26 protein-coding genes are annotated in these 22,531 nt (G+C 40.1%); 13 read left to right on the top strand and 13 right to left on the bottom strand.

Annotated features, from left to right (window positions below; all coding sequences use genetic code 11):
* Nucleotides 1-35 precede the first annotated feature (35 nt).
* The 8 genes from C6N34_RS15480 to C6N34_RS15515 all read left to right on the top strand — a co-directional run bounded on the left by C6N34_RS15480 (nucleotide 36) and on the right by C6N34_RS15515 (nucleotide 6,383).
* Nucleotides 36-338 (top strand): hypothetical protein, encoded by a 303-nt coding sequence (locus tag C6N34_RS15480; RefSeq protein ID WP_115538512.1) that lies wholly within the window; start codon nucleotides 36-38, stop codon nucleotides 336-338.
* Nucleotides 319-693 (top strand): type II toxin-antitoxin system PemK/MazF family toxin, encoded by a 375-nt coding sequence (locus C6N34_RS15485; RefSeq protein ID WP_181884027.1) that lies wholly within the window; start codon nucleotides 319-321, stop codon nucleotides 691-693. The genes C6N34_RS15480 and C6N34_RS15485 overlap by 20 nt, the downstream gene beginning before the upstream one ends.
* A gap of 134 nt (nucleotides 694-827) precedes the next feature.
* Nucleotides 828-1,310 (top strand): DUF29 domain-containing protein, encoded by a 483-nt coding sequence (locus tag C6N34_RS15490; protein WP_006277498.1) that lies wholly within the window; start codon nucleotides 828-830, stop codon nucleotides 1,308-1,310.
* Between the two features lie 8 nt (nucleotides 1,311-1,318).
* A complete protein-coding gene (locus C6N34_RS15495; RefSeq protein ID WP_115538514.1) occupies nucleotides 1,319-1,963 on the top strand; it encodes a hypothetical protein in 645 nt (214 codons plus the stop codon).
* A 553-nt stretch (nucleotides 1,964-2,516) separates the two neighbouring features.
* Nucleotides 2,517-3,800 (top strand): M16 family metallopeptidase, encoded by a 1,284-nt coding sequence (locus C6N34_RS15500; RefSeq protein WP_115538543.1) that lies wholly within the window; start codon nucleotides 2,517-2,519, stop codon nucleotides 3,798-3,800.
* A gap of 9 nt (nucleotides 3,801-3,809) precedes the next feature.
* Nucleotides 3,810-5,093: a M16 family metallopeptidase gene (locus C6N34_RS15505; RefSeq protein ID WP_057178171.1), complete on the top strand. Its 1,284-nt coding sequence runs from the start codon at nucleotides 3,810-3,812 to the stop codon at nucleotides 5,091-5,093.
* Nucleotides 5,094-5,277: 184 nt separating this feature from the next.
* Nucleotides 5,278-5,976, top strand: a complete 699-nt coding sequence (locus C6N34_RS15510) for a peptidoglycan-binding domain-containing protein (RefSeq protein WP_057178172.1) — start codon at nucleotides 5,278-5,280, stop codon at nucleotides 5,974-5,976.
* 53 nt (nucleotides 5,977-6,029) lie between these two features.
* The gene (locus tag C6N34_RS15515) at nucleotides 6,030-6,383 is read left to right on the top strand and encodes a phage holin family protein (protein WP_115538515.1); all 354 of its coding nucleotides are present in this window, start codon (nucleotides 6,030-6,032) and stop codon (nucleotides 6,381-6,383) included.
* A gap of 22 nt (nucleotides 6,384-6,405) precedes the next feature.
* On the opposite strand, the gene C6N34_RS15520 is transcribed toward C6N34_RS15515, so the two are convergent.
* Nucleotides 6,406-6,852, bottom strand: coding sequence for a cobalamin biosynthesis protein (locus C6N34_RS15520; RefSeq protein WP_006277492.1), 447 nt, complete (start codon nucleotides 6,850-6,852; stop codon nucleotides 6,406-6,408).
* A gap of 345 nt (nucleotides 6,853-7,197) precedes the next feature.
* Between C6N34_RS15520 and C6N34_RS15525 the strand changes: the two genes are divergently transcribed.
* Nucleotides 7,198-7,536, top strand: a complete 339-nt coding sequence (locus C6N34_RS15525) for a Mo-dependent nitrogenase C-terminal domain-containing protein (protein WP_057178174.1) — start codon at nucleotides 7,198-7,200, stop codon at nucleotides 7,534-7,536.
* A 26-nt stretch (nucleotides 7,537-7,562) separates the two neighbouring features.
* Nucleotides 7,563-8,309 (top strand): creatininase family protein, encoded by a 747-nt coding sequence (locus C6N34_RS15530; RefSeq protein WP_057178175.1) that lies wholly within the window; start codon nucleotides 7,563-7,565, stop codon nucleotides 8,307-8,309.
* 54 nt (nucleotides 8,310-8,363) lie between these two features.
* Here the strand turns inward: C6N34_RS15530 and C6N34_RS15535 are convergent, their stop codons facing one another.
* The 7 genes from C6N34_RS15535 to C6N34_RS15565 all read right to left on the bottom strand — a co-directional run bounded on the left by C6N34_RS15535 (nucleotide 8,364) and on the right by C6N34_RS15565 (nucleotide 15,959).
* Entirely contained in the window at nucleotides 8,364-9,755 is a 1,392-nt protein-coding gene (locus tag C6N34_RS15535) for a malic enzyme-like NAD(P)-binding protein (protein WP_057178176.1), read from the bottom strand.
* A 78-nt stretch (nucleotides 9,756-9,833) separates the two neighbouring features.
* Nucleotides 9,834-10,607 carry an SDR family oxidoreductase gene (locus tag C6N34_RS15540; RefSeq protein ID WP_115538516.1) on the bottom strand — a complete coding sequence of 258 codons (774 nt, stop codon included), beginning with the start codon at nucleotides 10,605-10,607 and terminating at the stop codon, nucleotides 9,834-9,836.
* Between the two features lie 87 nt (nucleotides 10,608-10,694).
* Nucleotides 10,695-11,903 carry an aspartate aminotransferase gene (locus C6N34_RS15545; RefSeq protein WP_057178178.1) on the bottom strand — a complete coding sequence of 403 codons (1,209 nt, stop codon included), beginning with the start codon at nucleotides 11,901-11,903 and terminating at the stop codon, nucleotides 10,695-10,697.
* 58 nt (nucleotides 11,904-11,961) lie between these two features.
* The gene (locus C6N34_RS15550; RefSeq protein ID WP_071242065.1) at nucleotides 11,962-13,125 is read right to left on the bottom strand and encodes an iron-containing alcohol dehydrogenase family protein; all 1,164 of its coding nucleotides are present in this window, start codon (nucleotides 13,123-13,125) and stop codon (nucleotides 11,962-11,964) included.
* Between the two features lie 95 nt (nucleotides 13,126-13,220).
* On the bottom strand, nucleotides 13,221-13,736 hold the full coding sequence (locus C6N34_RS15555; RefSeq protein WP_006276623.1) for a Ycf51 family protein: 516 nt from the start codon (nucleotides 13,734-13,736) through the stop codon (nucleotides 13,221-13,223).
* A gap of 82 nt (nucleotides 13,737-13,818) precedes the next feature.
* Nucleotides 13,819-15,135: an O-antigen ligase family protein gene (locus tag C6N34_RS15560; protein WP_057178179.1), complete on the bottom strand. Its 1,317-nt coding sequence runs from the start codon at nucleotides 15,133-15,135 to the stop codon at nucleotides 13,819-13,821.
* Nucleotides 15,117-15,959: a YaaW family protein gene (locus C6N34_RS15565; RefSeq protein ID WP_115538517.1), complete on the bottom strand. Its 843-nt coding sequence runs from the start codon at nucleotides 15,957-15,959 to the stop codon at nucleotides 15,117-15,119. Before C6N34_RS15565 ends, C6N34_RS15560 begins: the two co-directional genes overlap by 19 nt.
* A 273-nt stretch (nucleotides 15,960-16,232) precedes the next feature.
* Here C6N34_RS15565 and C6N34_RS15570 point away from each other — a divergent pair, with 273 nt between their 5' ends.
* Both C6N34_RS15570 and thyD read left to right on the top strand, forming a co-directional pair.
* On the top strand, nucleotides 16,233-16,622 hold the full coding sequence (locus tag C6N34_RS15570) for a hypothetical protein (RefSeq protein WP_006276626.1): 390 nt from the start codon (nucleotides 16,233-16,235) through the stop codon (nucleotides 16,620-16,622).
* A 76-nt stretch (nucleotides 16,623-16,698) separates the two neighbouring features.
* Complete coding sequence (gene thyD / locus C6N34_RS15575) at nucleotides 16,699-17,619, top strand: thylakoid membrane protein ThyD (protein ID WP_006276627.1); 921 nt, start codon at nucleotides 16,699-16,701, stop codon at nucleotides 17,617-17,619.
* A gap of 4 nt (nucleotides 17,620-17,623) precedes the next feature.
* Here thyD and C6N34_RS15580 read toward each other — a convergent pair whose 3' ends face one another.
* The 5 genes from C6N34_RS15580 to C6N34_RS15600 all read right to left on the bottom strand — a co-directional run bounded on the left by C6N34_RS15580 (nucleotide 17,624) and on the right by C6N34_RS15600 (nucleotide 20,831).
* Nucleotides 17,624-17,863 (bottom strand): hypothetical protein, encoded by a 240-nt coding sequence (locus C6N34_RS15580; protein WP_057178181.1) that lies wholly within the window; start codon nucleotides 17,861-17,863, stop codon nucleotides 17,624-17,626.
* A gap of 11 nt (nucleotides 17,864-17,874) precedes the next feature.
* The gene (locus tag C6N34_RS15585; RefSeq protein ID WP_057178182.1) at nucleotides 17,875-18,300 is read right to left on the bottom strand and encodes a tetratricopeptide repeat protein; all 426 of its coding nucleotides are present in this window, start codon (nucleotides 18,298-18,300) and stop codon (nucleotides 17,875-17,877) included.
* 48 nt (nucleotides 18,301-18,348) lie between these two features.
* Entirely contained in the window at nucleotides 18,349-18,705 is a 357-nt protein-coding gene (locus tag C6N34_RS15590; protein WP_115538518.1) for an iron-sulfur cluster assembly accessory protein, read from the bottom strand.
* 98 nt (nucleotides 18,706-18,803) lie between these two features.
* Entirely contained in the window at nucleotides 18,804-18,998 is a 195-nt protein-coding gene (locus tag C6N34_RS15595) for a ribbon-helix-helix domain-containing protein (protein ID WP_115538519.1), read from the bottom strand.
* Between the two features lie 216 nt (nucleotides 18,999-19,214).
* Nucleotides 19,215-20,831, bottom strand: a complete 1,617-nt coding sequence (locus C6N34_RS15600) for a DUF6930 domain-containing protein (RefSeq protein WP_115538520.1) — start codon at nucleotides 20,829-20,831, stop codon at nucleotides 19,215-19,217.
* A 248-nt stretch (nucleotides 20,832-21,079) separates the two neighbouring features.
* Here C6N34_RS15600 and zds point away from each other — a divergent pair, with 248 nt between their 5' ends.
* The gene (gene zds, locus C6N34_RS15605) at nucleotides 21,080-22,525 is read left to right on the top strand and encodes a 9,9'-di-cis-zeta-carotene desaturase (RefSeq protein WP_115538521.1); all 1,446 of its coding nucleotides are present in this window, start codon (nucleotides 21,080-21,082) and stop codon (nucleotides 22,523-22,525) included.
* Nucleotides 22,526-22,531: the final 6 nt, after the last annotated feature.

Here is a 22,531-nt window from a genome sequence, read left to right on the forward strand (position 1 = left end):
AAGTACAATAAAAATACTTAAGCAAAAGGCTGAAAATGGTCAAATCAACTTTGTACACCACAGCAAAAGTCCTACCAGGAAATAGAATTGAAATTCAATCTCCAGATCTGACTGTAGGACAAACTGTTGAAGTCGTTATTTTGGTTGAAGAAGTTAGTTCTGATTCTTCTACCATCGAAGATATCTCTCCATCCTTAAAACAGCGTCTTGCTTTTCTGAAGTTACCAATGACTGAACGTAGGAATATTCTCCAAAGTCAAGCTGATATAATGCTCTCTCACTATCAACAAGATTCTGAATGGCAAGAATTAATGGTAGGTGACATCATTGAGTATTAACCCTGATCTGCCAAAACGTGGAGAAATTTGGTTAGTCAACTTCGATCCTACTGTTGGTGCAGAAATCAAAAAAGTGCGTCCTGCTGTCGTCATCAGTTCCGATTCAGTAGGAAAGCTTCCTATCAAGCTTATTGCTCCTATTACAGACTGGAAAACATATTTTTCATCAAATTTCTGGCATGTTAAAATTGAACCTAACAGTATCAATAGATTGAATAAAGATTCTGCAATTGATACTCTCCAGCTAAGGGGGGTGGATTTACAACGGTTTATTCGTAAATTAGGGAGCGTTTCTGAAATTACAATGCTGGAAATTGTAGCCTCCATTGCTACTGTAATCGAATTTGAGGTCTAACAGATCATTCCACCTGACCGTGTGTTAGATCCCACATTCCGCATCTAAGTGTATTGTATATCTTGCCTGATTGACATTAGATGGCCTATGACTATATACTATTTTAAGTAAAGCTAGAACAAACGGATAACCCCATGGTTCAAATAATAAACCTCGCCTCGCTTTACGAACAGGACTATCCTGCTTGGTTAGACTTAACCCTAGCACAACTCAAGCAGCAAGATTTCAGTGCCATTGACTGGGGGAATTTAATTGAGGAAATAGACGCATTGGGAAGAGAGCAACGTTATAAAGTGGAAAGTTATTTGTTGCGACTCCTCATCCATTTACTACTGTACGAGCATTGGCAAACCGAACGCCCTTGGTCAGGTAAAGGTTGGGAAAAAGAAATTGATAACTTCCGGTTGGAACTTGATGCTCTGCTGGAGTCCCGGGTTCTTCATAACCACTTCTTGGCAATCCTACCAAAAGACTACGACAAAGCTCGGAAACTGGCAATCAAAAAATCCGGGTTATCACCGACAATATTTCCAGAGATCTGTCCCTATACTCTGGAGCAAATGCTTGATTTCGGTTGGTTACCTTCACAAAAGTTGAAACCCGACTCAGAAGGATAAAATTAGTTATGTCTTTTAATCAATATAAAAATATTGCTCAAGTTTTGGATGATTTTCCCTTAAATTATCTAGAAGAAAACTTTGTACAAGAAAAATCATTCTCCCCAGATGTTTATTTCATTAATCGCTTTAAATTACTGCTAAAAGAAGGAGTTGTTTTTAACTCAGAATATGCAATTTGCGAAGGTATTATTTTCCCCATTCTAACAGAAATATGGCAAAAGTACCGAGATAAATTATTGATTTGGAGTCATCAACCCCTAAACTATGACGAAAAATTGTCAGGAATACCTGACTATGTTGTTGCCAAAAGATCTTCGAGAGGAAAAGTGATTTTTGAATCTCCTTATTTAATATTAGTAGAAGCCAAAAAAGATAACTTTGAAGAAGGTTGGGGACAATGTTTAGCTGAATTAATTGCCGCACAAAAACTGAATAATCAACTAAATCAAACATTATACGGTATTGTTTCTAATGGTAAAATTTGGGAATTTAGCAAATTAGAAGAAGATAATTTTGTCAAAAATATTGAAGAATATAGTATATCTAACTTAGAGCGGTTATTCGGAGTTTTGAACTATATTTTTGAGATTACCTATTTATCTATAGGGGATAGTGCAAGCGCTGCTGCAGGGAATTCGCTGAATAAGTGATCGCACCATAACCGTTGAAAAAATCCAGTCACCTAAGGTTACCGGGTACGATAGTAAGTGGGTCAGTGGAATTAAATATAAGATTAACGTAGGTTGGGTTGAAGAAGGAAGTGTTAATAGTGTTATGGCGATCGCATCTACAGTAGCAGCAAATTCCGTGTTTATTGATGACTGCAAGATATGGCTATTTCCTTAAACATAGATTCTTAGGTTGTATTATTATCATTGTTGGTGTATGTGTATTAAGCATTTTCTAGGGCGATCGCCGATTGGCTAGAAAACGACTTAAGACATAACTCAACCCAACAAACTATTCTATTACAGATCTTGAAATATCTAACCACAAAATTATCTGATTGTGACTTGTTTATAACGGATATGCTGTGATTCAAGAAAAAGCTGAAGTTAATGCTGTTCATATCCCAGCAGAAGGATTCGATTAAACCTATTAATGCGAATAAAAAACTAAATCTGTATTATTTGATTCCTAATCGGGTGGAATTGAAAGTTAAAATAACAAAAACCTGTCAAATTGTTATATAACCCTGGAAAGTTGACAACACATATAACCGAAAACAAAACCCTATTCCCAGCTTCGATTTTTCGACTGGATAATGGTTTGACATTTATTCATCAGGAGATAGCAGCTACCCCCGTGGTGGTAGCGGACGTGTGGGTGCGTGCAGGAGCAACTTCGGAATCAGATCCCTTGTTTGGCATGGCACACTTTTTAGAACACATGATTTTTAAGGGCACAGCTAGTTTGGGTCCAGGGGAGTTTGACTATAACATCGAGCGTATGGGTGGGATCAGCAATGCAGCTACTAGCCACGACTATACCCATTACTATCTTGCCACAGCTAACCACTATTTAGCAGATACTCTTCCTCATTTGGGAGAACTGTTACTCAATGCAGCTATTTTTGAAGATGAATTTATACGTGAAAGGGATGTGGTTTTGGAAGAAATTCGTAGTTGTGCGGATGATCCTGATGCTATGGGATTTGAAGCACTATTAAAAACCGTCTATGAGAACCACCCTTACGGAAGACCTATTTTGGGAACAAAAAAGGAATTAATGGAAAACTCACCGGAAGCGATGCGATGTTTTCATCGTCGTCATTACCAACCGGAAAATATGACTGTGGTCATAGTGGGAGGGATAGAAAGAGATACTTCATGGGAAATTGTCAATAAAACATTTAAAAATTTTAAAAACCAGGATGATTTTCCCACATCTATTCCCACATCTAATCAACTAGCACCACCCCAAATTAGGGATGTTAAAAGGCAAGAATTAATATTACCTAGAATAGAGCAAGCGCGTTTAATCATGGCCTGGAATTTGCCCGGAATGGAGGAACTGGCCATAGCAAATGGTTTAGAGATACTATCAGTCATTTTGGGACAGGGAAGAACTTCTCGTTTAGTCAATGATTTAAGGGAAGAGAAACAACTAGTACAGGAGATCTACACTAATTTTTCAGTGCAAAAAGACTCTAGTTTGCTCACAATTACCGCCTACTTAGAACCTGAATATCTGGATAGAGTAGAAAATCTGATTTTGGAACATTTACATAGGTTGCAAATTCATGGTGTCACCGAGCAAGAACTTAAACGAACCCAAAGATCTCTTTGCAATGACTATGCGTTTAACACAGAAACGCCAAATCAGCTAGCATCTCTTTATGGCTACTATAACACAGTTGCCAAAGCCCAATTGTCTGTTGCTTATCCGGAGCAGATTCAGTCCTTCAATACCAAAAAACTGCAAAAAGTGGCTCAAAATTATCTTTCGCTACAAGATTATGCAGTTACTATAATGAAACCGTATTAACGAGTAAGAATGCAAAACAGAAACAATATAGATGATTGTAAATTTTCCATCCATCGTACAACACTAGCAAATGGCATAGTGTTATTGATAGCTGAAAACCCCATAGCGGATATTATAGCAGCCAAAATTTTTGTTCGTGCTGGTAGCTGTTATGAAAATCCAGAAAAAGCAGGGTTGGCAAATTTATTATCAGCAGTGATGACCAAGGGTTGTGATGGTTTTTCCAGTCTAGAAATTGCTGAAAAAGTTGAATCCGTAGGTGCAAATTTAAGCGTGGATGCAAGTACAGATTACTTTTTGCTCTCTTTAAAAACAGTCAGTGCTGATTTTGCAGAAATTTTAGCTCTGTCGGGTTTATTGTTAAAATCGCCCACATTTCCTGAAAAACAAATAGAACTAGAAAAGCGATTAGCAATACAGGATGTTCGTTCTCAGAAAGAACAACCCTTTAACCTAGCTTTTAAAGAGATCCGCGAAGCAATGTACCAAAATCATCCCTATGGTAGGTCAGTGCTGGGTACAGAAGCAAGCATACATGGCATTAATTATAAAGACTTGGTTGAATTTCATCAAAACCATTTTCGTCCAGATAATATAGTTATCAGTATTGCTGGGAGGACAAAAGCCAAAACTGCCATAGAAATGGTCACAGAAGTTTTTGGCGATTGGACACTACCAAACACCGCAAGACATGCACTTGATTTACCCAAAATTTCCATTGCTCCCAAATCTTGTCTTCAACCCTTAAATACACAACAGTCAATAATTATGCTGGGTTATATGGGGAGTTCCATAAATTCTCCCGCATACCCCGTCCTCAAATTGTTATCCACATACCTAGGAAATGGACTTTCTAGCCGTCTATTTGTAGAATTGCGAGAAAAAAGAGGTTTAGCCTACGAAATCTCAGCCATTTATTCTACTAGACCATATCCAGCATCATTTATAGTGTATATGGGTACTGCACCAGAGAATACTAGCAGGGCAATTAAAGAGTTGGGTCAAGAAGTAGAAAGACTTTCTCAGATTGAACTTTCCCCGGAAGAATTACAAACCGCGAAAAATAAAATCTTAGGACACTACGCCCTGGGGAAACAAACCAATGGACAAATTGCCCACATATATGGGTGGTATGAAATTTTGGGATTAGGTATTGAATTCGACCATGAGTTTCCTCAGCTAATCAATCAGGTCAGTCCGGAATTAGCTATGACAGTAGCCAATAGTTATTTAAAAACACCCTACTTATCTTTGGTTGGCCCTGGGGAGGCGATTGACCTAACTACCGCATGAGATAAAATGGTGATGTCAAATTCTTGAGCTAAATCCTTTAGTAAGTTTTACCGAATCAGTTTCTAACCCAATCAATTGTATGCGATATAACTTGAGCAACTCGACTAATTGGATCGCCCACATCACCAAGGTTCACCACTGGCCATTACTAATTTTAACTCCTTTAGTTCCAATGGGTGGCAATATGCTATCCATAGCATACACGCCAATTGCCCAGGTAACTGGAGTTGGTAGTATCAACCGTCCCATGCTAAAAATTGGTAGTCAAGGCGAATCGGTATCAGAATTGCAAGCAACACTGGCACTTTTGGGTTTCTATTCAGGACCCGTGGATGGGGTTTATCGAGACTCCACAGCCAAAGCAGTTTCTCAGTTCAAGCAAGTAGTTGGTCTTGCTCCTGATGGTATTGTAGATACCATAACCTGGCAGAAACTTTTTCCTAGTGTACCAAATATTGGCATCACTACCCCCCGTAATAACCCTGAGAATAGACAACCTACCACAAGAAGTGGTAGAGAAGGTAACAGTAACAACAACATAATAAGGAAAAATACTCAGCCTCAACAAGTTGTTACTCAGCCACCTGCTCGACCAATCATGGTTTTTAAACCTACTCCTGTTAGTCAGCGAAATCCTAAAATTCAGTATACCCAATCTGGGTGGGCCATTTTGCGTTTGGGTAATACTGGTGCAGAAGTGACAAAATTACAAAGATTGCTCAGAGCTTTAGGATTTTTTCCTTCCCCCATAGATGGTAAGTTTAGTGTCACTCTGGAGAGAGCAGTTAAAGCAGCTCAACTCCGTTATGGTTTGACTGCAGATGGTGTAGTAGGTGGACAGACTTGGGACGTTTTTATCCAACGATTACCTAGACTACCTTGATTTTTGTTGTAGAATTTGGAAAGTTGCGATCGCTCATCAACCTAATAACTAGCATGAAACACCTTTTACTAACTTGGATCGGTACTGCCTTGGCACTGTTAGTCACATCTAAATTTGTTCCTGGCTTTACGATTACTAGTCCGGTAGCTGCGCTTAGTGCGGCGGTCATTATCGCGCTTGTCAATGCTATTGTTCGTCCAATTTTGAATATTTTAGCATTCCCAGTTAACTTTCTCACTTTTGGACTATTCAGTTTTGTTATTAATGCTTTATGTCTTTTGTTAGCTAGTAAGATAGCTGCTACTTCTGGTTTTCGGATTGATGGTTTTTTACCTGCTTTTTTAGGGTCTATTGTTTTGTCAATTGCTTCCACATTAATTAACTACTTTATGCGATTAATCGTTTAGTATGGGGGAGCAGGAGAGAATTTCAAGCTCTTGTAGCAACAGCTATAGTCATAGATCCTTGGTTCGGTAGACGGAAAATTTCTTTGGGAACTAACAACTGGGCTCTGGAATTGTTTTGAGCAGCACAAAGAAGAGCTGCTGCTTCTGCTATGCTTGGTGTTCCCATAATTTTGGTAATTATTTGACTGGGATTGGGAACACTGATACTTGATAGGGTGGTTGAGCTAAAGGTTTGTAATCTGAAATTGTTTTTTAAGCAAAATTCGACTAGTCCTGGCTCTGACGCTTTAGTTTCAATAGTGGCTATCCGATCTATAGTCTGGGGATCTATTCTGTATTTTTGGCACACTTTGTTGAGTCCTAGCTCAATCAAGAGACAGGAAACCCCCTTTTGACAACCAATACCTACCCAGACCTGCTTTCTACCTGGACTGAATATTAATTCTATGTTCTGTTGGGGGATGCACATTTCGTTCCATAAATTTGGTTCATATAATAGTCTTTTTGTCAAGTATTTAGAGTCGATATATGAGATAGTAATATGAGATATGAGTAATTGATAAGCTGAGGTAATACCATTTTTATTATTTCTTTGTTATTTTGTATTTAGCGGGACAGTTATTCCACATACCGTGAGTTTCAATGGCAATTAGTTAGGGGGTTCCTAAGCTGTTATACGGGATATTTTGGACAGATTCAACTTTTAAGCATCTTATCTAGAATAACCAGAGCAGCATAACAATATTCCCTAAAGATTTCTATGGTACTAAATCAAAGAAATTGTGTTATTCCCAGGAGAAGAGGATATAAAACTATGACCACGACAGATACTCAACCTATCATTTTTGCCACCCTGGTTGACCATAAAGTAAATGGTAAACAATCAAGACATAAGTTTGATTTACTTAAGCCCATACGTCAATGGCTAGATGATATAGAAATAAAAAACTCTCAAGTTGCACGTTTGATAGCTAAATTGATTCCTGCTCAATGTCCTTTTGAGCGAGACATTAAATTGTTTAATCGCAAAATCGGCCACATTCCACCTCTGTGCAAACTCAATCCGCTGTATGATCAGTTTGTGGGGTTGCGGTTTCGTGCTTTGTGTTATTTGGCTGATGAATGCGGGGAAGACATTAGGTTTTACTGCTAAGTATGAGGAAGTAGGTAAATTAATTAATGCTATTACATCTAAGCACATGGTTAGAAGTTGAAAAATATCTACAAATTTCCTCGGGGATTATTATTCCCATTGGATCTACAGAGCAACATGGACCAACGGGTTTAATTGGCACCGACGCAGTATGCGCCGAGTTCATATCCCATGGCGTGGGGGAAGCAACACAAGCTATGGTGGGACCTACCATTAATGTTGGTATGGCATTACATCATAGTGCTTTTCCCGGTACTATCAGTTTACGACCTAGCACCCTAATTTTAGTGTTGAGAGATTATATAAGTAGTTTAGCAAAAGCGGGTTTTACCAAGTTTTATTTTATTAATGGACATGGCGGTAATATTGCCACTTTAAAAACAGCTTTTTCCGAAACCTATGCCTATTTGGAAGATATACAAGTAAAAAACTTCCAAAAAGTGCAGTGTCAACTTGGTAATTGGTTTACATGTACTTCTGTGTACAAACTGGCCCAGGAGTTGTATGGAGATAAGGAGGGTTCCCATGCTACTCCCAGTGAGGTAGCACTAACCCAATATATTTATCCCCAAGCAATTAAACAGTCTTTTCTTGCACCAGATGTTGCAAGTGGTCACAGAATTTACGGACCTAACGATTTTCGTTTACGTTATCCTGATGGTCGCATGGGTTCCCATCCTGACTTAGCTACTCCTGAACATGGCAAGCAGTTTTATGATTTGGCTGTGGAAGAGTTAAGTACAGCATATTCCAAGTTCCTTAATCAAGATTGAATGCAGTTTATACAAAACCTGTAAGGATGTAAAAGGACAAACGTTAAGTCTTGATTAAGCTTGGGCATTACCCTCTGCTCGTGCAGCTTGTTTGACAGCAGCAGCAACAGCGCTAGCAACGCGGTTATCAAACACAGAGGGAATGATATATTCCCGGTTTAAATCTGAGGTATTCACTAAAGAAGCGATCGCCTTAGCAGCTTCTAAGCACATATTACTAGTAATAACTTTAGAACGACAGTCTAAAGCTCCACGAAATACTCCGGGAAAGGCTAGAACATTATTAATTTGATTAGGATAATCACTGCGTCCTGTGGCCATGACCGCAACGTTTTTAGGCGCTAATTCCGGTTGAATTTCCGGGATAGGATTAGCCATAGCAAAAACGATAGCATCTTTGGTCATGGACTTGACCATTTCCGGTGTTAAAACCCCAGGTTTACTCAAACCAATAAACACGTCTGCACCCTGGGTAGCGCCAACTAGGGTTCCTTGAGCTTTAACTGCGAATTCCAGTTTTTCTGGGTTCAAATCCGTACGATTAGTAGATATGATTCCCTGAGAGTCACACATCCAGATTTGTTCTGCACCAGCTTTGCGCAGTAAGCGGGCCACGGCTATTCCTGCAGCGCCAGCACCATTAATCACGATCCGAATTTGATTAATAGACTTATTAACTAGTTTTAGGGCATTTAATAAAGCAGCCAGAGTTACAATAGCAGTACCATTTTGGTCATCATGAAAAATAGGAATGTCTAATTCCGATTGCAGTCTCTGTTCAATTTCAAAACATCGAGGTGCAGCGATGTCTTCCAAATTGACGCCGCCAAATACGGGGGCAATATTTTTCACAGCCCTGATAATTTCTTCAGTGTCTTGAGTGTCTAAACAAATAGGGAAAGCATCTATATTGGCAAATTCCTTGAATAACATTGCCTTACCCTCCATTACTGGTAAAGCAGCTTCAGGACCGAGATTACCCAACCCCAAAACCGCACTACCATCGGTGACAATAGCAACAGTATTTTGTTTAATAGTCAAACGGTAAACTTCCTCCGGTTTTTGGGCGATCGCCTGACAAATTCTTCCTACTCCTGGAGTATAGGCCATAGCCAAGTCAGAGACCGTTTTGATGGGAATTCTACTAGCAATGCTGATTTTTCCACCTTCATGTAAATTAAAAGTTCGGTCATAGACATTAATCACCTGAATATCCGTCAGCTCTTTTACTGAATTAACAATAGTTTCACCATGTTCACCACTTGCTGCATCTACAGTAATATCACGTATGGAGTTATGTCTATTTTGTTCAATTAAATCTATTTGTCCAATATTACCACCAGTCAGAGCGATCGCCTGGGTAACAGATGCTAACATTCCCACCCGGTTGGGAATTTTGAGACGTAGGGTCACACTGAAACTGGAATTAGGGGTCAGGTTTGTCATGGTATTGTGAGAGGTTTCCAAGTTGAGACTTTAGATTTGATTTTGACACATATTTAAGGGATAAAGGTTTTAATAGCCCTAATTTTGTCGATTTACCAGAGTTGCACTGGCCTGATCTACTGGCATTAATATCACCTGGTTAATATTAACATGAGCAGGTCTAGTGGCACAGAAAAATATTACATCTGCTACATCCTGAGCAGTTAGTGGTTTTATTCCTTCATAAACTTTCTTGGCTTTTTCCCGATCTCCATGAAATCGCACCTGACTAAATTCCGTTTCCACCATCCCAGGATCAATGGAGGTTACTCTTATAGGGGTTCCTAATAAATCCAATTTTAAACCCTCAGAAATAGCTTTTACTGCTGCTTTGCTTCCACAATAAACATTCCCTCCAGGATAGGTTTGATGACCAGCGATCGAGCCAATATTTATAATATGACCACTACCCCGGTCTACCATACCCGGTAAGACATAACGGGTTAAGTATAGTAACCCCTTTATATTAGTATCAATCATTTCTTCCCAATCTTGAATATCGCCTAAATATAACTTATCCAATCCCCTACTCAGCCCAGCATTATTAACCAAAACATCCACTTCCGACCATGGTGAAGGTAAGCTACTAATTGCCACTTCTACTGCTGCTCTATCTCTCACATCTAATTGCAGCAAATGGGTTTCTGTTTTATATAATTCATATAGCTGGTGTGCTTGATATTCTAGATTTTCCAGTCTTCTTGCAGCTAAAATTAGTCTGTAATGTTCTCGCCCAAATACTGTCGCACAAGCAGCACCTATACCACTGCTTGCACCTGTAATTAATATGGTTTTTTTACTAATTTTGGTCATATTTTAAAGTTCATTATATCATGGTCAAGTCTACTAGTCAACCCCAAGGGGAAAATTCTTGGGGTTGGAAAGAGTGTTATCCAGTTTTTAAAAACATACTGGAACCACATCCGACTGATAACAAATACCCGCTTGCCTAAATCTCTCCAAAGCTTCACCTAGGCGATCGCAATCTGCTATCAAACTAATTCTCACATACCCTTCACCACCAACCCCAAAAGCATTACCAGGAGTAACCACCACACCGGTTTTTTGCAAGATGTTGAGGGCAAAATCCGTAGAACCCATACCTGGAGGGCACTTAACCCATAAATACATGGTTGCTTTAGTAGGATTAATATTCCAACCCAACTTGCTTAAACCAGCAATCAGAAAATCTCGCCTAATGCTATAACGTTGCTGTACTGTATGTAAGTAAGAATCTGGTAGGCGTAAAGCAGTTTCTGCGGCGGTTTGTAATGCGGAAAAAATCCCATAGTCCAAATTGGTTTTGAGAGTTCTTAAACCTTGGATAACATGACGATTACCCACTACAAAACCAACTCGCCAACCCGCCATATTATAGGTTTTAGATAGGGTATGAAATTCCACACCAATATCTTTGGCACCGGGGATTTCTAGCAAACTGGTGGGTTGATAACCATCAAAAGCTAATTCAGCATAACACAAATCATGGACCAGTAGAATCTCATGCTTTTTAGCAAAAGCCACTATTTCCTCAAAAAACTCCCGTGGTGCAGTTGCTCCTGTGGGGTTGCTAGGGTAATTAAAATAGAGGATTTTTGCTTTTTGAGCTACTTCATCGGAAATAGACCCTAAATCAATTAACCAATCATCCTTCTCCTGCAGAATGATATTATGAATTACTCCCCCAGCAATAATTGGACCTCGGAAATGCACGGGGTAGGAAGGAGAAGGCACTAAAACCATATCACCCGGATTAATATAGGCGATCGCCAAATGTGCCAAACCTTCTTTAGAACCTAATAGAGGTAATGCTTCGCTGTCAGGGTCTAACAGCACATGATAGCGCCGATAATACCATTCGGTAATTGCCTTACGAAAATTAGCAGTACCTTCAAAGGGTGGATAACCATGATTAGCAGGATTTGCCAAAGCTGTTTTGGCTGCTTCTATAATTGGTTGAGGAGTTGCACCATCAGGATTTCCCATTCCTAAATCAATTAAGTCCAGTCCTTGCTCTCTAGCCTTGGCCTTTAATTCATCCAATCTAGCAAAAACATAGGGTGGTAGTTTCTTTATCCTATCTGCGGGGGTAATCCAACTTAAACTCATTCTTCAACCTCGGAATAATTCGTCACTCTTTGTAAGCATTTTTAATGATGGCCAATTGTCAACTAGTCGTTTGGGTAGTTAACGATGATGAGTCCCTTTGTCTTAGAACCGGAGCGGTAGTAGAAATCATCGCCGCCATTAACTGTTCCGAGGATAGGGAAAAGGGTAACCGATGGATATCAGAATTAGGTGCTAGGGCTATTTCTGCTGCTGTTTGCAATTGAGTCAAAGAAATATTTCCCAGTCCCAAATCCGCCAATTTTTGTGGCAGTCCAATTTCTGTATAGAATTTTAATAACTGCTGTCTAGCGGTTTCCGCTAATTGATTGCCCTGAAGCATTTCTTCTAATCGCAATTGCACTAAAATTCCGTATGCCACCTTTTCTCCATGAATGCTACCATGTCCACAAATGTGAGTTAACCCATTATGTACTGCATGGGCAGCAACTGTACGACAGCGGGCTCCCCCTAAACCACCAATCACACCTGCTAACATCACACTGCAATCTACCACCTCTTGCCAAATTTGACTACCAGGAGAGTCTAAAGCTGCTGCGGACTTTTGTAATAGTATATCGCGTAAAACTCTAGCTTGTTGGACTGCGGCAATAATCAGTGTATCCTGCATATTACCACTACTAACAGATGCTTCATACCATTTGGCAATCCCATCTCCAATTCCAGCTACCAGAGTTTCCCGGGGTGCGGTTTTAATCAAATCATAATCTAAAATCAGCAAATCCGGACACCGACACAAGGGAACATCATATAAAAATGCCCCCGATTCAGAATACACATTAGATAAAGCTGTCCATGCTGCACAGGTAGCAGCAGATGTAGGAATTGTTACTACTGGTAACTGTAATTGATGTCCTAATAATTTAGCTGTGTCTATGGATTTGCCGCCACCTAGTCCAATAATCACATCTGCTCTATGTTCCTTAACTGCTTTCCGTAACGCTTTCAAACTGACTTCACAGCAATCTGGGCTATAGGAAGTAGCAAAAGCATTCAAATCTCCACTTTGGAAGATGGTCTGTAAACTCTCCTGATAAATATTGAGAGTATGTTTTCCTGTCACAATTAGGGGACGATTCCCTAAGGTAGAAATTTCTGAAATAGCAGCTGACCTGAGAACACCAGCACCTCGGATTACTTTTGCTGGAGCAACAGTTAATGTCAAGAAAGAACTAGTGGTGGGGGTGGATAATAGACTAGCCATGATAGACACGATAGACATAATAGATATAGTATGGCAAAAACCATCACAAATATTAATAATAAATATGTACTATATGGGTCAAAACCTAAATGATTTCAGGATGGTGGTAACTGGCGAAATTTGTCTAAGAAGACTTCCACCAACATTTGTGGGTCTTCGCGGGTAACTAGTGTTCTTTCCACTTTGCCCAAGTAGACAGGTGTTGATATACCTGTTTCTGGGTGGAGAACTGTCCGAGCGCGAATTGTCAAACTGTTGTTACCTCCAGCTCCCATGCGCCCGTAGGAGTATAGATTACTGGCTGCTTGGCGTAAGGTTGCTTCCAGCTGGGTAGGAGTAATATCTGGACTGGTAGCAATTACAGCCTGATTGGAACCATTGTCATAAACTAAAGTATATCTAGCAGCACCAGGAATTACTGTACGACTCAGGGGAACTAGGGATAGTGAAAAGAGTCCTGCTGTAAGCACAAGCATAAAACCAGTTGCACCTACCAAGCGAAAACGTAACCCCCATTTAAACAGAAGAGCTAAAATTGTCAGTGCTGCAAGTGCTATGGTCGTGATTCCCGACCATTGAGAGTATTGAAGAAAGTCTGCTGTAGTGGGCATAAACTAAACATAAAATTGTAATTGCTGATATCCCATAGAATAGGATAAAATCTGGAATTTACGCAAAAATTCCATGTTGGAGTTAATGATGGGAACCTTCATAGCGATGAGCTACACCATATAAAGCTGCTAAAATTACCCAGAATAGGGCACTTAATATCAGGTCAAAAGTAGTCACATCTACCATGTTAAAAATTATCCAGCCTATAAAAGCTAATAGGTAACTCAAAAAGACCAATCTATTTTCTTTTGGTAAAGAGGACTTATACCAAATTTTAATAGCAGAAATTAGTATCCAAGCCAAAAAGACAAAAAACAAGCAGGTAGTAATTAAACCAGTTTCTGCTGATAGCATTAAAAACAGATTGTGAGGATGGTTAATACCAACACCCATTTTTTGCTCATAAAGGTGAGGAAAACTGCGTAGACCCCAACCGGTTAAGGGTTGTTGTAGGGTCAAATCCCAAGCAAACTGCCACTGGGTTTTACGCATTAATGCCAGGGGTCTGTCAGGATACATTTGATCATTTAATCGCGCCCAGATGAAATAGGGAATGAAACTACGAAAAACGGAAGCGATTCTCTCAGTTGCAAAGGCTGCTAACATAATACTGGCAGTTACCCCCGTTATTCCAGCTACAATTAGTCGCCAACGTTTATAAAGAGAATAGGCAATACAAGCCACAACTGCTATTCCCCACCCATTGCGAGAGCTGGTTAAAATCAAAGCTAAAAAGTTAGCAATGATCACTACACTTAAAAATATAAACCCTAGGGGATCTGCTTTTTTGCGGATCTTTTGATAATTTTCTAACCATAAACCCAAGCCCAGAATCAATACGGTAATCAGATAAGCTGCTAGAGTATTGGCGTGCATGAATACGGAGGACATTCTTCCCAAGGGTTCTCCCCCAGGGTAAATTGTCAAATTAATCACCACTGATAGAAATTGCCATCTTGCATGCCAACCTAAAAACAGTTGTGCGAAACCAATCATCACCACAGGTAAAGAACTACATACAATAATCCAAGTTAATTGACGTAATTCACTAACCCTGGTGATTAAAGGAGTTAATCCAGCGAACACCACAAAATATGGCAAGAAATTGAATAATCCTAAAAGAGTATCTGGTTGATCCTTAGCAAATACTGTAAATCCCGTAGTAATTAAAAACCAAAAACTTAAAATTACCAATAAATGATTCAAGGTTTTGTGTTTAATACTGGAGTATTTTTTGCTCCAGGTCTTATAGGATGCCCAACAAATGGCTATGGCCCCAAAAAATGGATTAATGGGGAGAATCAGTAACCCCAGCAACAAACTATTCCATGGTAGTTGTAGACTAGAATGGGGATGGACAAAAAACTGTTGAATTTGTTTTAAGTTGGCTGCCAACATTCTGTGCGAGTGAGACGAATTTGAGCAAGGGTGAAAATAGTGGGAATAATACGACCATAGTTAGTAGAAATTGTCCGCCAACCCAAGTCTGCTAGAAACCAGGCCCACATTACAGGTCCTACGATGGAAAAAACCGTGCGTACCGCACCATAACGAGCAGCACTGAGGGTCATTCCCCGTCGGGCCATTTGGGCGGTAACATAGTTTTTAATTTGTCGACTGGCCATTTCTGTGCCAACAATGGTAGCTTGCTTGGCTACCTGATAGGTGGCTAAATGGGTGGCAAACTGACAAGCAATTTGTTTGAGTAAATATGGTTGAATCACGGAAGTAACCGCTACTGCACTACCAGCTTTGAAAATCAATCCTAGAGAATCTGTAGGCAACAATTGTAACACCGAATTGGGTAAATCTGATGTTAGTAGTTGGGATTGTATCCGAGAGGAGATTTTTTGCCGTTGTTGTCGTGGTAATTTTCTCCAAACTTTTCCTAGAAGATGCAAAAATACTTCTGCTTCTAAATCAACGGTTGATAATTCTTCATAATAGGATATTTTTAAATGTCTACAAACTTGGATTAGGGCTTGCCTATATGTTACTTTGTCAGTACGCTTACGCAATACTGTGATTCCATCAGCTGCTAAAAATCGAAATCTACTCTCTAAAGTATCTAACCAGGCCTGACGATTTTGGCTTTGTACCATAACAGGTTCCGGGGTATGAACGTAATCTAAGGGGTTAAATTTACGACTGAACAGAATTGCGGTGATGTCTTGCAGTTCTTCGTGGGTCGCCAACTCCAGAACTGTCCTCAGTTCATCCAATTTTTTTTCCTCCTTATCCCATGTTTAACTTGGTTTTTTGATATTCTACTTCCTTGATGGATTTCCACCGGATTGTACCAATAGTAACATATCTCGAAAAGTTTGTCTATCAACTGCCCATTCCCTCCCCCCTATTGCCTATTTTTCCTTTATAAAATTGATCCCTAATGTTTATACTTAGTTTTGTGTAGTTTCTTAGCATATTCTTGTGAAATGACAAATAATTATAAATATAGATAATTTGGCGTTTTAATAAAATGGAGTGCAAAAGTTATGAAGACTGTGATTAAGTTAACACAGGAACTGGTAATTGGGGAAATTGAAAGCATTTTGCGCACGTACCCATACAGTCCCTATCAGCAAGTTTTCCAAATTAGTGATTTACGTCAGGAATTGATTGTTTTCGTGATGAATCATCTCCCAGGTATTAATCCTACGATTAATCAAGACCAAATTTTGCCGGTAGGTAATGAAGAGGAAGATAGTGACAATAGATTATTTAATAGACATTTATCAGGTAACTCTTTAGAGCAGCAACTACATCTGCAAAATTTAGTCCACCAGGGAGTTTTTGCTATTATCCAAGCTAAAGCTGATGTAATTAGTCATATTTTGAATGAACCAGTTCATCCTGGTTGTGAACCATCTAATTGGTTTGGCTAATTAAGGGGAGGTAATTGTGGTAGAATGGGAATCAATTAGTAACCAAAACACCATCGGTATGTGAAAAATAAACTATATGAAAGTAGCAGTTACTGGAGCAACTGGATTTGTCGGTAGTCGTTTAGTCCAATGTCTACATGACAGAGGTGAACAAATATTAGTGTTGAGTCGTAATCCTAGATCCGCTGCTAGGACTTTTCCTTCCGAGGTTTTTCCCAACGTGGAAATTTTGGCTTACACACCTGGTGTATCCGGAGTCTGGCAAAATAGAATTGCTGGTTGTGATGCTGTGGTAAACCTAGCAGGGGAACCTATCGCACAACAACGCTGGACTCCAGAACACAAGCTGGAGATTCTTAATAGTCGCAAGTTGGGCACCCAAAAAATTGTCGAGGCGATAGCTGAAGCCAACCCTAAACCGTCTGTGTTAATCAATGCTTCAGCTATTGGTTTTTATGGCACTAGTCAAACCGCTACTTTTGATGAAAATAGCCCCACAGGTACAGATTTTCTCGCTCAGGTCTGTCAACAGTGGGAAGAACAAGCACAAATGGTGAAGAATTATGATGTGCGGTTGGTCATTTTGCGCTTTGGTATTGTCCTGGGTAATGGTGGTGCTTTAGGTAAAATGATTACTCCCTTCAAACTTTTTGCGGGCGGTCCCATTGGTAGTGGTAATCAGTGGTTCTCTTGGATTCATCTCAACGATATTGTAAATCTAATCATTCAGTCCTTGGTTGATCCAAATGCACAAGGTGTGTACAATGCCACTGCTCCCCATCCTGTGCAAATGAAAGACCTTAGCAATACAATGGCACAGGTCATGAACCGTCCTGCTTGGCTACCAGTACCCGGAATCGCCCTGGAAGCACTTTTGGGGGAGGGCGCCATGGTGGTTCTGGAAGGACAACGGGTTCTACCTCAACGTACTCAAGCATTGGGTTTTGAGTATCAGTACCCCCTTCTTCCCTCCGCGTTACGGCAAATCTTGACCTGATTCCCTAATTGCTAAATTTCTTACTCACCCAACTGCTAATTCCACTGAGTAATGCTCCCCCCATTAGCAAGCCAATGGCTGGATTAAATAGGGGGATCCATAGTCTGTGCCAAAGGTCTAATCCTAAGTTCACCCCTGAAGCATTACCCACAATGGCTATGGTAAACCAGCCAAATCCTAAAATCACTAGGAAAAAGTCGGCTACTAGTATTATGTTGACCCAGTTTAATATTTTTTCTTTCATCGAATTATGCTTTAACTGATGTCAAATAACCATGTTTTCACTTTAGCTAAATTGTTCCAATTGGGCTTTCTAGCTAAACCATCCTCAATACTATTTCTCAGGTCTTCTTCCCATTCTTTATTGACGAAAATCAATTGCTGGGCAGCTATTATGTGTTCTCTTAAACCCTTTTGACCTGTCTCTAACATGGCTAGGGCTAAATTCACCCTACCTTGGGGATCTTGGGGGTTGATCTTGACGGCTTTACTCGCCGCTTTGTAGGCTAGTTGCCCTTTCTCTTCTAAAAGATACAACCAGGCTAAACATATCCATGCGGAACCTGATTTCGGTGAGCGATCGCACACCTCTTTAAAAACAGGGATGAGATCTGCAGCAGACTCACCGTCTTTATATCGCTGTAACCCCGTATCAAATAGTTCCTCAACTGTGACGGTCATGGTGTTGAATTAATTATGAGTAATTATGAGTAATTATGAGTCCCTGTATTACACTCCAAAGGATTTGCCACAACCACAGGTTTGGGAAGCATTGGGATTGGTAAATTGGAAACCTCCACCAATCATGGCATTGCTGTAGTCAAGCATTAATCCATATAGATACAACAAACTCTTGCGATCGCAAACAATTTTAAAGCCATCGTAATCAAAAACGTCATCCTGGGGGGTAATTTTAGAGAGGTCTTCAAAATCCATCATGTAGGACATTCCAGAACAACCGCCTTGACGAACTCCCACCCTCAGGCATAGATCCTGGCCTTGTTGAGCTTGGAGGGATTTTACTTGACGTAATGCGGCTTCACTGAGAATAATTCCGCGTTGTTGAGTTTGAGCTACTGGTGTCATATCTGATTTAAACTCCTTAGCTAAATAGACCTTTTTGAGAATTAAACTAGTTCTGATGTAACTGTACCATTATTTTGGTTGTTTTGCTCAAAACCTGGCTAAAAGTGAGAGCTGGATAGACCTTCGATTGCTAAGGACTTATACTCATTATTATTGGGTAAGCTCCTAATGAGTTCACGAATCACATCTGTAGCTGGTCTTCCGGTTTGTTGACAATATTTTTCCAGTTTTTCGGCTTCTTGTGTTGCCAGATTGACGGTTATGCGTTTAACAGCCCATTTTTTGTTAGTCATCAGACACAAATTCCCGCTTGTTAAGAGTAGAAAATGATACCCAAAAAAGTTGCATAATTCCGGGTTTTATCGCCTGGAAGTTTGGAGATAAAGGTTGTATGAAGTTAAACTGTCCAAACCATAATCATACAACAATTGTTGCCTAACTGCACTACGGAAAACCACAGATTAGGATAAAAATTGTTGGACTCAGTAGTATTGAGTAATAACTAATACTTATATTTCCGAAAAATCGATGCCTAATTCTTCAGGGGTAATACATTTTCCATCAAAGAAGGCCATAATATCATTGATTCCGGGATTAGCACGGGTGGTGGAGAGTCCCTTGGTAATGACTAATCCACAATGGCCACCATTTAGGCGACATGCTCTGTTCCATCTTTTTCGGGATGCAATATAACTTTCATCGTCGCGTGAAAATTCCGTAATTAAGAACAGGTCCTCATTTTGTGTTTGGAGGATACTCAAGTCAAATTTTTTTCCATCTTGGTGACTATCTACAGTAATAAAGCAAATCCCTGTAATATCCCCTGCATCGCGAATATTTTTAATGATAGTGTTTGCTTTTGCACGAGAAGTTTGTACTAAGACAACAGGTATCGTGTCACATTTAGTCTTAATTTGGTGACCTCCTAAATGTCTAATGGTAGGAGGTAGGGAAGTTAAGCTGTTCCAGGTTATGGTTCCGATAGACAGTAAACAACCGTTCGGTATTAAGTCATCCCGCAATTGATCTATCTGCTCGAAATCACCTTCCACTAAATTGGCATCTTCAATCCCATGTAACTGTGAATATATTTCTGGCATAGTACAAATATTGACAGATACATTTTGATTGCCTTGATCACAATCAGGTACAGAAATGCGATAGCGTCGGGTAATTACTGGGAAATCCTTTTGGGACAGGGGACGTTTATGGTCACGCAGAAAACGGATGACGCTTTCGAGTGCAACATACATAATCTGCGCTTCTTCTTCGTATAGAATGGGGCTTAATCCTTCCAGAGGATGGATGGTGCCAAAATTGGGCTCAATTTCTGAGGATGGTAAATACCCTATATCTATATCATCTTCATCTTCTGTGTCCAAGTCTTCATCATCCTCATCTATGGAATCAAAAGTAAGAAATAGGCAATCCTGCTGGAGAAAAGCCGATTCCAAAGAATCGTCCTCAGATTCTTCATAGGACTGGTAAAAATCTGTCCAGAATCTTGTCAGAGATTCCGCAGAACGGTAGAACAATAAAGTATAATTAGCACCTCCCATAATTGAGACATAGAGTTTTTCTATATCCCATTTATTAATTTCTATGGAAATAATCTTATTTGGATGAACGAATTCCCATGGGGCCATTTCCCAAATTTTGTAAGCCTTCTTTGTAAGGTCTTCTGCGTATTTTGGGGGTAAAGGGGGCACATAACTTTCCATCGCTTCGCCAAAGGACTGGAAAATTTGATCAATCAGTGGTAGTTCCGGTGAATAATCAACTGTAATGTCCAAATCCTGTAAAATCCCCCGCAGGTAAAATTGAACTTCTCTGTCCCGTACGAGGATTTTTTGCGGTCTGGCACGTTTATCTCCACCTTGCGGATGTTCCATCGCCTGTATTAGAGTACGTACCATGGCTTCCCTTCCTTGTACTGAGCCTATTACCTCCATACTTCTAATCACTCCCTCCGAACCATCCACCCAGAGAATGCACTCCCCAGCTGGTAATTCAAATTCTTCACTGACCACTGGTGACAAAAGTGTACGGCGATCTCCTTCCCATACACAGGGTACTTGGGTCAACTTCTTTAATCTACGAATAGTGGATGGACTAAAACCGGTCATAAAATTATTTCAGTATTAGCTTAGTGAGTTTAAATATGTTAGGTTTAAATGAGTTTTAGCTTGTTCCCGTAAGTGGCAAAACATGAAAAAAATTTGTCTGAATAGACCTAACAACTTTATTTTAGAATAAAAATTCTTAGATGCAGTGCTTGCTATAGCTTCGCAAATTTTTGACCTCAATTCAAGTTACAATTTGTAAATAAAGGAAACTGATAACTGGGTCTAAGCAATAAAGGAATTTTTTGGGAATGCGTGTTGTAATTGTAGGAGCAGGATTGGCTGGATTAGCTACTGCTGTAGATTTAGCTGATGCGGGTTGGGAGGTGGAAATTTTTGAAGCTCGCCCGTTTGTCGGTGGTAAGGTCAGCAGTTGGGTGGATGCTGATGGCAATCACATAGAAATGGGACTGCATGTGTTTTTTGGATGCTACTACAATCTATTTGAGCTGATGGCAAAGGTGGGAGCAGGCAATAATTTACGTCTCAAGGAACATACTCACGTATTTGTCAATAAGGGTGGAAATACGGGAGCTTTGGACTTTCGATTTATTACTGGTGCGCCTTTTAATGGATTAAAGGCATTTTTTACCACTTCCCAACTTTCATTACAAGATAAGTTACAAAATGCTCTTGCTCTGGGCACTAGTCCTATCGTTCGAGGTCTAATTGACTTTGAAGGAGCTATGAAGGATATCCGCAATCTGGATAAGATTAGCTTTTCTGAGTGGTTTTACAGTCATGGAGGGAGTAAAGGGAGCATCAAACGGATGTGGAATCCTATTGCTTATGCTTTGGGTTTTATCGATTGTGACCATATTTCTGCCCGTTGCATGTTGACAATTTTCCAGTTCTTTGCAGCTAAAACCGAAGCCTCTATTCTACGCATGCTGGAAGGTTCACCTCAAGAATATTTACATCAACCTATTGTTAATTATTTGACGGATAGGGGAACCAAAATTCACACCCGTCGTCAAGTGCGAGAAATTAAATTTACCGAGTCTGACTCCCAAGCTGAGGTTACGGGTATATTGGTCGCTCAGGGTGAGCAGGAAGAACTAATCACAGCAGATGCTTATGTTTTTGCTTGTGATGTGCCAGGAATTCAGCGCGTACTTCCCCCATCCTGGCGCAAGTGGTCAGAATTTGACAATATTTACAAATTAGACGCAGTACCCGTTGCTACTGTGCAACTCCGGTTCGATGGATGGGTCACAGAACTACAAGACTCTCAAAAACGTCACCAGCTCCATCAAGCTGTCGGTATAGATAATTTATTATATACCGCTGATGCTGACTTCTCCTGTTTTGCTGATTTGGCCCTAACCAGTCCCGCAGATTATTATCGCCCCGGACAAGGTTCCCTCATGCAGCTGGTTCTCACACCTGGTGATCCCTTCATTAAACAAAGCAATGAGGCGATCGCTCACCATGTACTCAAGCAAGTTCATGAGTTGTTTCCTTCTTCTAGGGAGTTAAACATGACCTGGTACAGTGTAGTTAAGTTGGCCCAATCTCTCTACAGAGAAGCACCAGGGATGGATCCATACCGTCCGGATCAGAAAACACCTGTGGGCAATTTTTTCCTAGCTGGTAGTTATACGCAACAAGACTATATTGATAGTATGGAGGGGGCGACTATTTCCGGTAAACGAGCAGCTAAGGCAATTTTAGCATCTGGGCAGTCTAAAATTTAAGATGTA

It is taken from the genome of Cylindrospermopsis raciborskii Cr2010 (genome assembly GCF_003367075.2).
Classification (GTDB): Bacteria; Cyanobacteriota; Cyanobacteriia; order Cyanobacteriales; family Nostocaceae; genus Raphidiopsis; species Raphidiopsis raciborskii.

Excerpts from the sequence above, each read along its gene's own strand:
- C6N34_RS15535 (WP_057178176.1), bottom strand. The coding sequence starts at position 9,755 with ATGACAAACCTGACCCCTAATTCCAGTTTCAGTGTGACCCTACGTCTC.
- C6N34_RS15595 (WP_115538519.1), bottom strand. The coding sequence starts at position 18,998 with ATGACTAACAAAAAATGGGCTGTTAAACGCATAACCGTCAATCTGGCA.
- C6N34_RS15550 (WP_071242065.1), bottom strand. The coding sequence starts at position 13,125 with ATGGCTAGTCTATTATCCACCCCCACCACTAGTTCTTTCTTGACATTA.
- C6N34_RS15515 (WP_115538515.1), top strand. The coding sequence starts at position 6,030 with ATGAAACACCTTTTACTAACTTGGATCGGTACTGCCTTGGCACTGTTA.
- C6N34_RS15505 (WP_057178171.1), top strand. The coding sequence starts at position 3,810 with ATGCAAAACAGAAACAATATAGATGATTGTAAATTTTCCATCCATCGT.
- C6N34_RS15495 (WP_115538514.1), top strand. The coding sequence starts at position 1,319 with ATGTCTTTTAATCAATATAAAAATATTGCTCAAGTTTTGGATGATTTT.
- C6N34_RS15520 (WP_006277492.1), bottom strand. The coding sequence starts at position 6,852 with ATGTGCATCCCCCAACAGAACATAGAATTAATATTCAGTCCAGGTAGA.
- C6N34_RS15490 (WP_006277498.1), top strand. The coding sequence starts at position 828 with ATGGTTCAAATAATAAACCTCGCCTCGCTTTACGAACAGGACTATCCT.
- C6N34_RS15585 (WP_057178182.1), bottom strand. The coding sequence starts at position 18,300 with ATGACCGTCACAGTTGAGGAACTATTTGATACGGGGTTACAGCGATAT.
- C6N34_RS15555 (WP_006276623.1), bottom strand. The coding sequence starts at position 13,736 with ATGCCCACTACAGCAGACTTTCTTCAATACTCTCAATGGTCGGGAATC.
- C6N34_RS15540 (WP_115538516.1), bottom strand. The coding sequence starts at position 10,607 with ATGACCAAAATTAGTAAAAAAACCATATTAATTACAGGTGCAAGCAGT.
- C6N34_RS15480 (WP_115538512.1), top strand. The coding sequence starts at position 36 with ATGGTCAAATCAACTTTGTACACCACAGCAAAAGTCCTACCAGGAAAT.
- zds (WP_115538521.1), top strand. The coding sequence starts at position 21,080 with ATGCGTGTTGTAATTGTAGGAGCAGGATTGGCTGGATTAGCTACTGCT.
- C6N34_RS15510 (WP_057178172.1), top strand. The coding sequence starts at position 5,278 with ATGCTATCCATAGCATACACGCCAATTGCCCAGGTAACTGGAGTTGGT.
- C6N34_RS15560 (WP_057178179.1), bottom strand. The coding sequence starts at position 15,135 with ATGTTGGCAGCCAACTTAAAACAAATTCAACAGTTTTTTGTCCATCCC.
- C6N34_RS15590 (WP_115538518.1), bottom strand. The coding sequence starts at position 18,705 with ATGACACCAGTAGCTCAAACTCAACAACGCGGAATTATTCTCAGTGAA.
- C6N34_RS15570 (WP_006276626.1), top strand. The coding sequence starts at position 16,233 with ATGAAGACTGTGATTAAGTTAACACAGGAACTGGTAATTGGGGAAATT.
- C6N34_RS15545 (WP_057178178.1), bottom strand. The coding sequence starts at position 11,903 with ATGAGTTTAAGTTGGATTACCCCCGCAGATAGGATAAAGAAACTACCA.
- thyD (WP_006276627.1), top strand. The coding sequence starts at position 16,699 with ATGAAAGTAGCAGTTACTGGAGCAACTGGATTTGTCGGTAGTCGTTTA.
- C6N34_RS15600 (WP_115538520.1), bottom strand. The coding sequence starts at position 20,831 with ATGACCGGTTTTAGTCCATCCACTATTCGTAGATTAAAGAAGTTGACC.
- C6N34_RS15525 (WP_057178174.1), top strand. The coding sequence starts at position 7,198 with ATGACCACGACAGATACTCAACCTATCATTTTTGCCACCCTGGTTGAC.
- C6N34_RS15580 (WP_057178181.1), bottom strand. The coding sequence starts at position 17,863 with ATGAAAGAAAAAATATTAAACTGGGTCAACATAATACTAGTAGCCGAC.
- C6N34_RS15530 (WP_057178175.1), top strand. The coding sequence starts at position 7,563 with ATGCTATTACATCTAAGCACATGGTTAGAAGTTGAAAAATATCTACAA.